Annotated in this window: 11 protein-coding genes and 1 riboswitch; of the genes, 6 read left to right on the top strand and 5 right to left on the bottom strand. The window is 47.5% G+C overall.

Features of this window, described 5'->3' with window-relative positions; genetic code table 11:
- The first annotated feature begins 18 nt into the window (after window positions 1-18).
- Complete coding sequence (locus L6442_RS31240) at window positions 19-795, top strand: ChbG/HpnK family deacetylase (RefSeq protein ID WP_212979841.1); 777 nt, start codon at window positions 19-21, stop codon at window positions 793-795.
- Between the two features lie 4 nt (window positions 796-799).
- Here L6442_RS31240 and L6442_RS31235 read toward each other — a convergent pair whose 3' ends face one another.
- Together L6442_RS31235 and L6442_RS31230 are read right to left on the bottom strand one after the other, a co-directional pair.
- Entirely contained in the window at window positions 800-1,441 is a 642-nt protein-coding gene (locus L6442_RS31235; RefSeq protein WP_194231781.1) for an HD domain-containing protein, read from the bottom strand.
- 163 nt (window positions 1,442-1,604) lie between these two features.
- Window positions 1,605-2,705, bottom strand: a complete 1,101-nt coding sequence (locus L6442_RS31230) for a Gfo/Idh/MocA family protein (RefSeq protein ID WP_212979840.1) — start codon at window positions 2,703-2,705, stop codon at window positions 1,605-1,607.
- A 110-nt stretch (window positions 2,706-2,815) separates the two neighbouring features.
- On the opposite strand from L6442_RS31230, the gene L6442_RS31225 reads away from it, so the two are divergent.
- Together L6442_RS31225 and L6442_RS31220 are read left to right on the top strand one after the other, a co-directional pair.
- Window positions 2,816-3,658 (top strand): LysR family transcriptional regulator, encoded by an 843-nt coding sequence (locus L6442_RS31225; RefSeq protein WP_212979839.1) that lies wholly within the window; start codon window positions 2,816-2,818, stop codon window positions 3,656-3,658.
- 122 nt (window positions 3,659-3,780) lie between these two features.
- Window positions 3,781-3,999 carry a hypothetical protein gene (locus tag L6442_RS31220; RefSeq protein WP_212979838.1) on the top strand — a complete coding sequence of 73 codons (219 nt, stop codon included), beginning with the start codon at window positions 3,781-3,783 and terminating at the stop codon, window positions 3,997-3,999.
- A gap of 173 nt (window positions 4,000-4,172) precedes the next feature.
- Here L6442_RS31220 and L6442_RS31215 read toward each other — a convergent pair whose 3' ends face one another.
- Complete coding sequence (locus tag L6442_RS31215) at window positions 4,173-5,312, bottom strand: DUF4261 domain-containing protein (RefSeq protein WP_212979837.1); 1,140 nt, start codon at window positions 5,310-5,312, stop codon at window positions 4,173-4,175.
- An 867-nt stretch (window positions 5,313-6,179) separates the two neighbouring features.
- On the opposite strand from L6442_RS31215, the gene ltrA reads away from it, so the two are divergent.
- A complete protein-coding gene (gene ltrA / locus L6442_RS31210; RefSeq protein WP_237100140.1) occupies window positions 6,180-7,571 on the top strand; it encodes a group II intron reverse transcriptase/maturase in 1,392 nt (463 codons plus the stop codon).
- A gap of 105 nt (window positions 7,572-7,676) precedes the next feature.
- Here ltrA and L6442_RS31205 read toward each other — a convergent pair whose 3' ends face one another.
- Window positions 7,677-8,771, bottom strand: coding sequence for a Fic family protein (locus tag L6442_RS31205; RefSeq protein WP_212981355.1), 1,095 nt, complete (start codon window positions 8,769-8,771; stop codon window positions 7,677-7,679).
- Window positions 8,772-9,136: 365 nt separating this feature from the next.
- Between L6442_RS31205 and L6442_RS31200 the strand changes: the two genes are divergently transcribed.
- Entirely contained in the window at window positions 9,137-10,012 is an 876-nt protein-coding gene (locus tag L6442_RS31200; protein ID WP_212981356.1) for a hypothetical protein, read from the top strand.
- Between the two features lie 248 nt (window positions 10,013-10,260).
- A riboswitch (glycine riboswitch) is annotated at window positions 10,261-10,372 on the top strand.
- A gap of 154 nt (window positions 10,373-10,526) precedes the next feature.
- Window positions 10,527-11,867, top strand: coding sequence for an alanine/glycine:cation symporter family protein (locus L6442_RS31195; RefSeq protein ID WP_212981357.1), 1,341 nt, complete (start codon window positions 10,527-10,529; stop codon window positions 11,865-11,867).
- Between the two features lie 86 nt (window positions 11,868-11,953).
- Here L6442_RS31195 and L6442_RS31190 read toward each other — a convergent pair whose 3' ends face one another.
- The gene (locus tag L6442_RS31190; RefSeq protein WP_212981358.1) at window positions 11,954-12,781 is read right to left on the bottom strand and encodes an AraC family transcriptional regulator; all 828 of its coding nucleotides are present in this window, start codon (window positions 12,779-12,781) and stop codon (window positions 11,954-11,956) included.
- Window positions 12,782-12,944 lie beyond the last annotated feature (163 nt).

The raw sequence follows: 12,944 nt of genomic DNA, 5'->3' as shown, positions 1-12,944 counted from the left end.
AGCGCTTGGAGGTGTATCATGCAAAAACCAATCTTCATGATCACAAGAGCTGATGATTGCGGAAGCAATCACTCCGCGAATTTGGGCATCCTGAAGGCGCTCGAAGGCGGCGTACTGAAGAATGTCTCCGTCATGGCGGCATGCCCTGCCGCTGAGGAAGCAGCGATGATGTTTGCCGGAAGAACCGATATTTGTTTCGGACTGCACTTCGTATTAAATGCGGAGTGGGACAACATCAAATGGGGTCCGGTATCGGACCCTGCAGCAGTTCCTTCTTTGGTTGAAACCAGCGGTTTTTTCAGCCAGAGCCCTTCATATTTCAAGGAGCATCCGCCTGTCATGGCCGAGGTGATGACTGAACTTGAAGCCCAGTTTCAAAAACTGGGTGAATTGGGGTTTCATATTCGTTATGTCGATACTCATATGATGCCCGATTGGGTCATTCCGGGGCTTGAGGATGAACTTCGTGCGTGGTGCTCTGCAAGAGGACTTATTTATTGGGGGGACTATTTATTTCAGGACCTGGATGTAAGCGATGGGGATGACCCTGTAGCGGACCACATCAACCAAGTTGAATCTCTGAGAGCTGGACAGTATTTGCTGGTTACCCATCCGGCCGTGGATTCGGAAGAGATGAGAGCATTGGGGAATGCTTATGAGTCGGGGCCGCAAATTGCAAAGAACCGGCAGAATGACAGCTTATTTTGGGCAAACCCACAGCTATCGGCTGAATACCGGCGCAGAGGAATTCATCCTATAAGATATGATGAGGCGGAAAATCCGGGCAGAACGTGAGGGATTAGGAGCGGGGATCAGAGGCCAGCGCTTCATTCGTAATCCGTTCGATATCGATAGGAGATTGCGATCCCTCACGAACCAAATCAGGTAAAATTTCACGCAAAAAATAATCGACGCAATGCAGCTTGATTTGTTTGATTTTGATAAGCGCGCTGCGGTACATCGTAATAAATTCTTTTTCCGTATTTCCCCGCTGCAGCTCTGCGAAGGCTTCATAGATCTGATCCATTTTATCGGCAACCTCCAGGATTTGCCCTTCTACGGAATCGTCTTTGCCTTCGCGCAGTTGTCTGCGGAAGATGGGCTGATATTCGGCAGGAATATGCTCATCGATGAAATGGGCGACCATTCCTTCTTCAACCTGCTGCAGCATGGCCCGCAGTTCCAACGAATAGTGCTTCACGGGCGTTTTGATATCCCCGATAAAAATTTCCCCGTAATCATGACTGCTCGTTATTTCGTACAGCTTCTTCCAATCTACGGTAACCCCATTGCTTTCTTCAATGTCCGCGAGTGTCTTTGCGTATTGAACGACCTTCCAGGAATGTTCCGATACGCTATGCTTCTGAAACTTGAATTTGCCTGGACAACGAATGATCCGTTCTAAATCCGTCAGCGATTGAAAATACGTATGGATTCCCATATTATTCATTCCTTTCTTTTAACAATGTAGTATGAGCTGCTTGTACATACAGTATACATTCGGTTTGTAAATGGATTATAAAATTGGGATGGGAGTTTATGGCTGGAATAGTTATAAAGAAGGACACCTTTGAGGTGCCCCTTTTGGCGTTGATTTTTTTATGTTAAATCTGACTTATTCTCTCGCCTGTTCTTGCCGATTCCCCGATGGCGCCGATCAGTCGATGCAAATATGCAGCATAATGGAAATCCGCGGTCTGATGGCCGCCCGTAAGGATGTCTCCGGCAAAGGATTGATGAGCCCGATACACATTGGTGAGGGGGAACTCTTTCGTATCCTCCATGACAACGGTGAAATCATGATTTTGACTGGTGATAATCGCTCCGCTTGAAGCGTATTTCGCCATGGAAACGCTCAGACCGCCGTATTGCGGATGGCCGATGGAGCGGTTCTGGTACAGCCGGATGATGCCCCGCTCGCCCTGGACTTCCAACATGAATTGAGGATAAGCTCCGCCCTGCAGATGAATGGAAATGGGGATGTCGCTGTTTATTTTTCCTTGGATGAGATATTGGTCTTCTATGTTTTTGTTTATGGTGCGATCCTGATCCGTGATGCGGGCTTCGGTATAGTGAGTATGGTGACTGGCCTGAACCTCAGTAAAATGCCCGAATAGGAAGTTCACAATATCCAGAGCATGTCCGCCGTTGATCGTCAGTAATGTCGCTCCATTGCTGCGGTCAAGGATGTAGCTGCTGCCGGAATCCACCCAGTTCCCTTTAGCCTGCGTCGAGGATTTCATGTTTACGGACAGAATCCTTCCGATTTCATCGTTATCGATCAGCTCTTTGACCCATTTGACTTCATCGGCCTGGCGCGACTGTAAACCGATGGCGTGTTTGATCGGAGAGCGGCTGATCTCTGACGTAATGGCATCGATTTCGCTTTTTGTAACTGCTAATGGCCATTCGCAATATATGTGTTTATTTGCCTGGATCGCATTTCGTACGATTTCAAAATGATAAGGTGCTTTCACACTGACAATAACCATATCGACATCATCGGATTTAAGCATTTCCGTATAATCGTCATAAGCCTTGACCTTTCCAATTTGATCTGCTGACTCTTGGGCCGAAGCCATGTTTGTCGTCGCAATGGCAGTTATTTCATGAAGCTCGCTTTTGAGCAGAGCAGGAATATGTGTTGAACTGGCCCATCGATTCCGAATGGATCCCCCGATAATGCCTACTTTTATTTTCCTCATCTTAATAACCTCCTGTCTTTAGCAGTAGTATAATATTGCTTTGATATTAAAAATAATGTATATATTTAATTTATATATCAAAAAAAATGATATGTAAGGGATGAGGTCATTTGGATATTGAGAACATGAGGGCGTTTATTGCGGTCGCAGAGCATGGAAGCATTTCATCCGCTGCGCAAGAGCTGCATCAACTGCAATCCAATATGACGGCCAAAATCAAAAAGATCGAAAGTGAATTTGAAACAGAGCTTTTCTACAGAAAGCCAAGGGGCATGGAGTTAAACGAAGAGGGAAAGAAGCTGTATGCCCAATTGAAGAAGATCGTATTGCTGTGGGAAGAAACCAGGAGCATGATGGGCGAAGAAAGCCCGATGCTGCGGATCGGTCTGATGGTAAGCAAGAATCCGCCAAATTTCAATCATGCGATGGGGACATTATATGACAAGTATAAAAATTTGGCGGTAACCATCAAAACAGGGAATACGCAAAAAATTGAAGATGAAATTGCCAGCGGGATGATCGACATCGGTTTTTTAGTAGGGAAAACGGATGCCAGGCCGCTTCATTATAAGAAATACGGGACGGAGAGACTAGTGTTGATCGGCAAAAACATTGATAAGCCGCTGGACTCTATCCTGCAAAGCGAGAACCTGATTATTTCCTCCAGTCAATGCTATTACAAAAAAGTGTTCGACCAACTGTTGGAGGATCGCCGAATGGTCCGAACGGATTTTGTGGAAATTGCCGCGTTGGATTCTTTGATCAGCATGTGCCAGCTTGGCATGGGGGTAAGCCTGATACCCGAATCGGATATGGCCGCATTAGGGATAAGAGATTACAAAGTGATCGATCATCACGGATGCGAGCTTGAGAAATTTATCTGCTACCGGAAAAACCATAAGATTACCGGGATTGAGCAGCAATTGATCGATTTGATCATGAATGCTGATTAATTAGCCAAAGTGGGCTTTCATGTCGAATTGCACAGCAAAATTGGAAATATACGGAGAGTGCAGGCCTCGAAAATGATAGACTGTTGTTAACAGCAACGGAAATTCATAGAGAGGGGCTTTATATGACTAAAAAGGCTTTTTTACTGCTTTTGTTCTGTATCTTTATTCTGTGTAGTTGTTCTATTCAAGATCGAAAGGATGAAGAGAATGTACATTTGACACCAAAAGAGCCCACATTACGCTTAAAGATAGCTGTATTAGAAAATATGCAATATCCACCTATGCCTCAAAAACAAGAACAAATGAAATCTAACGAAACTACAGATCGTTATTTAGGATAAAACCAGGGTTAACGGCACTTATTTAGCTTAATAGCGATACCCTGTTTCGTTAGAAATGATCCAACTTATATAGGAAAATTAAAAACTAAAGGACCGCATCCCCCGCAAGGCTGCGGAATTTGAGGTCCTTTGGCTTGTGTCCCATTGAATCTGCCTGGGTAGGGTGGATAGAACTAGAACTGTATTTTCAAACTATCTCCGTTAACATATACCCCTTCGGACCGGGTTATTTGCAGCTTCTGCTCAGCCGAGAACCCGATGGTTTCCCCGTCTCTTAGAGTAACGTCCTGTTCCAGGATATAACCGGAAACGTCAATCAGAAAGTCGCGCAGCTCGCTCGGAGCCGCTTGGGAGTCCAAGATTTCGATTTCGTCTTTGCCGAAGGCCCGTAGTCCGTAGGTGTAGCCGCTCATACCGCTTTCCGTGCCGACAAGGCCAAAATGCACGAGATTTAACAAAGGGAGCATATCATCGGATTTCATAAGGTCCGCGAATTCCAGATAAAGTTCGGGTTGAAAGACGGTACCTGAAGTATAAATTCCGATGGCGTTCGGAAGTTTCAAACAACTGGCCGCAAGCTTCGTGTACAGTTTGGCGCTGTCGAGCGGGGAGCCGGACCGGGTGAAGACAGCTAATATGATCTGAGCGACATGCGTTTTGGTGACTTCGACGGCATCCTTCCACAAATAGTTGGCCTGCGCGAAATATTCGGCTTCGCCATCCGGTACGGGAGCGTCGACAAAGCTGACCGCCAACATGAAGCCATCCACGTCAAAGACAAGAGTTCCGTCTTTTTCTTTAGCGGCATTTTGCTCCTCTTCCTCCGGCGGCGGACAAGAGATGTCCCAATCCTGCAGCAGGTTTGCTTTGATTTGTTCCAGATCGCATTCTGACGAGTTGAGCAGAACGAATCCGTTAAAGATGCCGGATGAATCGTCTTCGGCTGCTTCTTCCTCTTCCGATGTTGCATTTTGTGATTCCGCCTCGATCGCCGCCGCTTGCTTCATCCAATACTCGCGGATCATTTCGACGATAGTTATTGCTTCTTGCTCCGCCGTAGCCGGGTCATACGGCTGCATCTCGCTGAACACATGGCCGCAATGCTGCGTATCGGATAGGTCTTCATAACCGCCGCAAACGCCCAGCAGCCATTTTCCGAGCATCGATTTTTTATACTTGAATATGTAGTAGTGCATGTCGTGCAAATCAAATTCTCCGGCAATTTCGATTTTGCTAGGCTCCCGGCCGAGCTCATGTTCATCCGCCAGCCATTCAATCATGGATTGCATAGCCGCTTGTTGCTGGGTTGTCATTAATCTCCCGCCTTTTATATAAAATTATCGTCCTATAATTGTTTATACTACTAACTGTTGGAATGGAAAGCAATTTATCTAGAAATTCCTAAACAAATAAGAGAATTTTTTATTAATAGATTGTTTTGAGGCGCCTCCATTTGATGAGACTTTATTTGATATAAATTATATTATGGACCAACTGACATCAATTGAGAGAAGTATGCTTCAAATGCTATTAAATAACTATCGTTTGGACATTGTAGCGAATAAATTATCATTATCGCTGCTTCAGATGGAATCAACAATAAATTCCATCCAGAGAAAGGTACGATTCTATTATACTGAAGGTTTTTGATCAAGCTGGATTTCTGCATTAGTAAAGCTTAAATTGCTCTTTTACCCTGTGAAGTATTGGAAAGTTATATGGAAAAAACTAAAGAAAAGGGCAGAAAAATTCTGCCCTTTATCGAAGTACGCCCAGCATGGGCGTCATCTCTAGGGTGAAAGTCCTGAACGGGGGCTGGCGAGCGCCTACCGTTAGCCAAGGGCAAGGGTGTCTGTCGCGAGGCAGAATCTGAAGGAAGCCGGAGGCAAAAGCACGGGCCAAGGTACACGAACTGGATTCGAGGCAGGGATAGCCGGATGAGTTGCCTTCACACAACGAAATCCCAAGCCGCCAAAGGCTATTCCTGTAAACTCCAGTGGTCGCGGGCGGAAATATGACGTTCTTATCTGGGGAGACCTGCGGGAGAAAAAAATGCGAAGTCACTTCGTAACCACAGCCTTCCGGCTGTGCTGAACCCGCAGGAGTCAGCAGAGGCCATAGTACGCGAGTACGGGACACCGGAAAACGGAAGGGCCGAACCGAAAGGAGAGAGGAAACCGATGCGTTCGAGTGAAAAGCGAAGACAGCCGAATATCCCGCAAGGGAGCTTCCAGCAGAGAGAAGCGGTGAAGCCGCAAGGGTATGTTGGAGCGCCGAGCTCTTCACCGGCACAAGTCGCCCCTTCCTCTCGCGAAGACCAAAACGACCTGCTGGAGAACATGCTCGAAGGAGATAACCTTCGGCTCGCTTACAAGCGGGTGGTCCAAAACGGAGGAGGTCCTGGTGTGGACGGTGTAACGGTAGCCGAGCTACAAGCTTACCTGAAAACTCACTGGGAAACGGTGAAAGCCGAACTTCTGGCGGGAACCTACCGGCCGGCGCCAGTCAAACGGGTGGAAATCCCCAAACCCGGAGGCGGCGTACGGCTGCTCGGTATCCCGACCGTAATGGACCGCTTCCTCCAGCAAGCGCTTCTACAAGTGATGAATCCGATGTTTGATGCTCACTTTTCGTGGTACAGCTACGGCTTTAGATCCGGAAAGCGGGCTCATGACGCAGTGAAGCAAGCGCAGCACTATATCCAAAGCGGCCGAAGATGGGTCGTAGATCTGGACCTGGAGAAGTTCTTTGACCAGGTGAATCATGATATGCTCATGGCCAAGGTGGCACGGAAGGTGAAGGACAAGCGAGTGTTGAAGCTGATCCGAGCTTACCTGAGTGCCGGAGCGATGGAAAACGGAGTTTGCCAAAAGACCGAGGAAGGAACGCCGCAAGGTGGTCCGCTCAGTCCACTCTTGGCCAACATCCTGCTGGACGATCTGGATCGAGAGCTTCACCGGAGAGGATTGCGGTTTGTCCGCTACGCGGACGACTGTAATATCTTCGTCGCGAGTAAACGAGCAGGAGAGCGTGTGATGGAGTCGGTGACACGCTATGTAGAAGGAAAGCTAAAACTGAAAGTGAATCGGGAGAAGAGCGCGGTGGACCGGCCATGGAACCGTAAGTTTCTTGGCTTTAGTTTTCTGTCGAACAAGAAGGCTACGATTCGACTAGCCCCCAAGACGATACACCGATTGAAGGAGAAGATCCGGGAGCTCACAAGCCGCACCCGCCCGATAGCGATGGAAGAGAGGATTGCTCGTCTCAATCGCTATCTGATGGGTTGGCTGGGCTACTTTCGTCTGGCCTCAGCCCAGAAACACTACGAGAGATTGGACAAATGGATCCGAAGAAGATTGCGCATGTGCCTATGGAAACAATGGAAGCGAGTACGTACGCGTATCCGAGAACTCCGGGCCTTGGGCGTGCCAGACTGGGCCACTTTCATCATGGCCAACTCCCGCAGAGGAGCTTGGGAAATGTCCCGAAACATGAATAACGCCCTTCCGACATCCTATTGGGAAGCGAAAGGGCTGAAAAGTCTGCTTTCTCGTTATTTGGAACTTCGTTAACCTTTTGGAACCGCCGTATGCGGACCCGCATGTACGGTGGTGTGAGAGGACGGGGGTTCGTCACCCCCTCCTACTCGATTTTTTTTATACTGTTCTCAATTTGCCTTACCGTAATTTGTCCAGCAGATTATAGTAATAATATGTTTTGAACCTTTGTTTGCCATCAGAAAAAATAATTCTGTTTGCTTCCAGAATGGATAAATATCTTCTACAGGTTGCCTCTGAAATATCTGCTGTGGATGAAATGGTATGGACTGTAAATATCGGTTTTTGAAAAACAGCATCGATCAACTTTTTGACTCCGCTGCTGTTGATGAGTGATTGAGCTACATCTAAATCGTGATCATATAATTTGTTGATCTCATTAATTAGCCTGATATTTTTGTCTGCTTGAAGAATAATCGCTTCAAGGAAGAAGAGAACCCATTGATTCCAATCTCCTTTATATCTAGTGTCGTTAAGATAACGATAATATTTGTGTTTATCCCGTTCTAATGCCTCACTTAAGAAGAAATTAGGATAGTCAATTACCTTTTTGCTATATAAGTACAAAGGAATTAATATTCGGCCTATTCTTCCGTTCCCATCAAGAAAGGGGTGTATAGTTTCAAATTGGGCGTGAATGATGGCGATTCTTACAAGTTCATCAAGGTCATCTTGCGGGTTATTGATATAAATTTCAAGATTGTTCATATAACTATTGACCAAATGAGGTTGTGGAGGAATATAAGTAGCGGTTTCAATAGTGCATCCCTCGGGTCCGATGAAGTTTTGTATCGTTCTATACTCACCAGGGGACCTGTTGCTTCCTCGCACATTATTGGACATTAGAGTTATGTGCATTTCTTTGAATAGTCTGGTTGATATCGGGAGAATGGATAATCTATCCATTCCATCTCGTAATGCATGATAATAATTTAGAACTTCTTGTACATCTTTATTATTTTTTCTACTGTGTGCCTCGACTTCGAGGACCTCATCCAAGGTTACTTGGGTACCTTCAATTTTAGTCGATTGTACTGCTTCATTCAGCATAACAGGATTTAATAATAGATGTGAAGGAAGCTTTGTATTTTGAAGTAATACTTGGTACTGTGCAACCTTTTTATTCGCTTCAATTAACTCGTGGAGGAACATGAGCTGGTTAAGACGATCATTGCCTAACGGCAAATTCTCAGGTGTAAATGGTACTTGTGCCATCTGAACTCCTCTCTTTCAAGAGATATCACATTATTTTATTTACATTTTAACCGAAATATGATTCTAAATACATATATAATGGAAATAAGAAACGAAAATTGCGAAATTTGATGTTTAAATGGGTTGATTTCCCTGTTGGGAGATAGAGTGTACTTAAAAGCAATGCCGCATGCTGCCTGGGACATTGGCAGCATTCCCTGCAATGATCGTCTTCCGGTTATCTGTTCTAGGCGAAAAGCATCGTTTTTTCGGGACATTTCGCGAAATGGGTTGTGCGCCGAGCGATGTTTATATACGATCAGTCCAAGCTTTTTATTTCGCAAAGGCTAATGAATTCCAATCGCGACGGATACGGGAGGGAAACAATGAAATTCTCGAAGATGATGATGGCAACGGTGATATTGGGAGGCGTCTGCCTGTTGGGCACGGGTTTTACGACGAAACAGCTGGGCGCAGAGGTGACCCCGGAACAATCCGAGCAGGATGGCGGTGAAATCCGTGTTCCGCACAATGAGCGTCTGCTTCTGTCCACCGACCAGAAGTGGATCGAGAAGGAAGGGCATCTGTCCGACATGATCCGGCTGCAATGGACGGCGGACCGGGCCAAACCCGCGATCGCATGGGCCGATGAGAAAGGCATGGACAAGACAGCCATCATCTCCCATGACAAAGCAAATAATCCGGAGCAGCATGATCATAAGCATATGTCGTTCGAGACGACGATGTCGCCAACAGGAGAATACGCGAATCAGCTGTTCACTCGTTTAGAAATCCCATATGACACTGACGTCAGCGAAATCCGCACCCACTCATCCAACTTCAATGTAATGAACGGCATTTTGCGGGTAGCAGGAGAAACCGGTACGAACCGGGACCTTCAGTTCAGCGTAGCCGGCAAGGATAATGAGACGACGCCAAGATGGGCCGTTCGGGCGGACAGCTCGAAGGAAGCGGGTGAAAATACAGGGGCCGACCTGCAGTTTGTCCGTTACGACGATGAAGGCGAAGCGGTCGATTCCGCACTCACCGTGCAGCGCAGCGGCGGCAATGTCGGTATAGGCACGGACGACCCCGACACCAAGCTTGATGTGAACGGGGACAAGCTGCGCGTCCGCAACAAGTATACGCCTGCTTCGTCCAAAGAAGCCTGCAGTCAGGGGCAGATCGCTTGGGACGATCAATATGTATATGTTTGCGTTGCCAAAGACAGCTGGAAAAGGACGGAGCTATCGTCCTGGTAACCTCTGCCCGAATGGCGGTACAAAACGGACCACATGCCATTGAGTCATTCGGAAGGTAATTATATCCAATAAAACAAACATCCTTGCCAAATCGTACAGGCAATCCTATAATGGTAACCAATCAAAAATTGCATATACACTGGATGAAGTTTACGGGAGACAAGCGGCAGCTTGGCCGAAGGGGCATAAACTCTCAGGCGCCAAAAGAGTTGGGATCGTACCCAGACTTGGGAGGCAGGACCGTAAGTGGACAGAACTCTGGAGAGACTCCATCAATGGAGCACCGAAGGGGCAATACGCGTGAGGGGAAGAATCCCATAACGTGTGGAAACTCTCAGGTAAAAGGACAGGGATTGCAGGATCGGTTACCGAATTTGAACACGCACAAGATGTGCATCGTTTCACATTCTTGGCGTGCGTAAGATCTGCAAATGTGTCCCCAGAGTCAAATCCTTGGATTTGGCTCTTTTTCATGTCGTCTAGGAGAATGCAACATCATGAGGGGGAAAAGGAAATGCATGTATTAGAGCTGGTAAACCAATGGGTATGGGGAGCTCCGCTGCTCATTTTATTGGTAGGCACAGGAATATGGCTGACCTGCCGGCTTGGTCTGCTGCAGGTGATAAGGCTGCCGCTTGCCTTAAGACTGATATTCAAGGCCAAAAATGAAGGCGAAGGCGACGTATCGAGCTTCGGCGCCTTGGCGACAGCGCTTGCCGCGACGGTCGGTACAGGGAATATCGTCGGGGTTGCGACCGCAATCCAAATTGGTGGTCCCGGAGCGTTATTATGGATGTGGATCGCCGCGTTTTTCGGAATGGCAACGAAATATGCGGAAGGGGTATTAGCGGTCAAGTTTCGGACGATGGATGATAAAGGTCAGGTCTCCGGCGGGCCGATGTATTATATTGAACGGGGGCTTGGCAGCAAATTTAAGCCGCTGGCCGTATTTTTCGCCATAAGCGGCGTTCTGGTGGCGTTGTTCGGCATCGGGACATTCCCGCAGGTGAATGCGATCGTATCTTCGACGCAGTCCAGCTGGGGAGTCCCCGCGATCGTGACAGCGGGAATCATGACAGTGGTGACCGCATTAGTCACTTTGGGCGGAATCAAAAGCATCTCGCAAGTGTCGACCAAGGTTGTCCCTGTGATGGCCATCATTTATATCGTTGCTAGTTTTGTCGTGCTGATCACATTTGCCGATCAAATCCCGCATGCAGTAGCCCTTGTTTTTGAGGGCGCATTTAACGGTGCGGCAGCGGGCGGAGGTTTTCTTGGCGCAACCGTCATGATGGCGATCCGAAATGGGGTGGCGCGAGGCGTGTTTTCGAATGAATCGGGCCTGGGGAGTGCGCCGATTGCAGCGGCAGCCGCAAAAACCAAGTGGCCGGCGGAACAGGGGCTCGTTTCGATGACAGGCACTTTTTTTGACACGATCATTATTTGTACGTTAACGGGGTTAACCCTGATCGTCACAGGGGTCTGGCAGGGAGCTGAACGCGGGGCGATGATGACCCAGGCGGCATTTGATGCCGCGATTCCGTACGGATCGATCATTCTGACGATATGTCTGATGTTATTTGCGTTTACGACGATTTTGGGCTGGAATTATTACGGCGAGCGCTGTATCACATATCTGTTTGGCGTGAAATCCATCCTGCCGTATCGCATTGTATTTATCCTTTTGATCGCCTTTGGAGCTTTTATCAAACTGGAGGCTATTTGGCTGCTTGCGGATATTGTAAACGGGCTGATGGCGCTGCCGAATTTGATTGCCCTATTAGGTTTATCAGGGGTAGTTGTGGCGGAGACACACCGATATTTGCAACATATGAAAAGTCAAAAGTTAGGCTGATAGAATAACAATGGCATGGATACGTCTGTACGGTTTCGTACGCGGCTCCATGCCTTTTCTAGTTTAGATCTCACCAAGGCAGAAAATCACCTTATACCATTCAGCTTGCGGAAAGCCTCCGGCGTCATCCCTTCCATACGTTTGAATAGCGTACTAAAATACCCCGGCGTCGTAAACCCCACATGCCCGGCGATTTCGCCGATCCGCGCATCTGGGCATTCCAGCAGTCGTTCCTTGCTTTTCTGGATGCGGAGCTGGTTCAGGTATTCCATGGGGCGTTTGTTCAGGATTTTGCGGAAAAGAAGGCATAAATGCTGTGTGGATACCCTGAGCTGTTCGGCGAGCTCCTGCAGCGTAATATCCCGCTGATAATGGTTTTCCATATAGTCAAAAACGGGTTGCAGGCGCAAATACCCTTGATCGGTAGAGGAAGCATGCATCCTGTCGGTCATGAGGTCAATGAGGAACATATAGGCCAGCTTGGAGCATTCCAGTCCCGCAAGCGGCTTGTCGGAGCATGTTAAGGACAGCGCGTTTTTCATATGATTCAGGATCAGTTCTTGGCTTTGCACTGTATAGACGCCGGAAGCATTTATACCGGCCAAATGAGCAAGGCTCTCGGCATCCCGTCCCATAAACGTGATCCAGTACACTTCCCATGGCTTCTCCATACTGTAATAGGCATGCTCTTCGTCGGGATATAGGAACATGCCCGAACCCGGTTTTACCCGGTATGCCTGGCCGCCCACCTTGAGTTCGCCTTGGCCGGATACACAGTGCAGCCATTGGAACTGAGGGTAGCCGTCCGGCCGGTGGATCGGTTCCTGATGATTCCAATGTCCCGCCCCCGTCATATAAATCGGAAGCTGCATCATCGTATCGCTTTGCATGAGAAACCCAAGCTTGTTTGCCATGATTCTTTTACACCTCCATTTTATCTATATGCGAAAATCGTTAAGTAAATACGAATATTTCGTTCTACATCAAGGCTTATTGGTATCTTATAATGTTAATATAACATAACTAATGATAAGGAACGATGAAACTTAGGGAGACGCCGCCTCCGGTAGGGAACAG

It is taken from the genome of Paenibacillus azoreducens (assembly GCF_021654775.1).
Classification (GTDB): Bacteria; Bacillota; Bacilli; order Paenibacillales; family Paenibacillaceae; genus Paenibacillus_AQ; species Paenibacillus_AQ azoreducens.
This window is presented reverse-complemented; position numbering and strand designations above follow the sequence as displayed.

Coding starts and splice junctions, on each gene's coding strand:
- L6442_RS31200 (WP_212981356.1), top strand. CDS start 9,137: ATGAAATTCTCGAAGATGATGATGGCAACGGTGATATTGGGAGGCGTC.
- L6442_RS31205 (WP_212981355.1), bottom strand. CDS start 8,771: ATGGCACAAGTACCATTTACACCTGAGAATTTGCCGTTAGGCAATGAT.
- L6442_RS31220 (WP_212979838.1), top strand. CDS start 3,781: ATGACTAAAAAGGCTTTTTTACTGCTTTTGTTCTGTATCTTTATTCTG.
- L6442_RS31195 (WP_212981357.1), top strand. CDS start 10,527: ATGCATGTATTAGAGCTGGTAAACCAATGGGTATGGGGAGCTCCGCTG.
- L6442_RS31190 (WP_212981358.1), bottom strand. CDS start 12,781: ATGGCAAACAAGCTTGGGTTTCTCATGCAAAGCGATACGATGATGCAG.
- L6442_RS31230 (WP_212979840.1), bottom strand. CDS start 2,705: ATGAGGAAAATAAAAGTAGGCATTATCGGGGGATCCATTCGGAATCGA.
- ltrA (WP_237100140.1), top strand. CDS start 6,180: ATGCGTTCGAGTGAAAAGCGAAGACAGCCGAATATCCCGCAAGGGAGC.
- L6442_RS31215 (WP_212979837.1), bottom strand. CDS start 5,312: ATGACAACCCAGCAACAAGCGGCTATGCAATCCATGATTGAATGGCTG.
- L6442_RS31235 (WP_194231781.1), bottom strand. CDS start 1,441: ATGGGAATCCATACGTATTTTCAATCGCTGACGGATTTAGAACGGATC.
- L6442_RS31240 (WP_212979841.1), top strand. CDS start 19: ATGCAAAAACCAATCTTCATGATCACAAGAGCTGATGATTGCGGAAGC.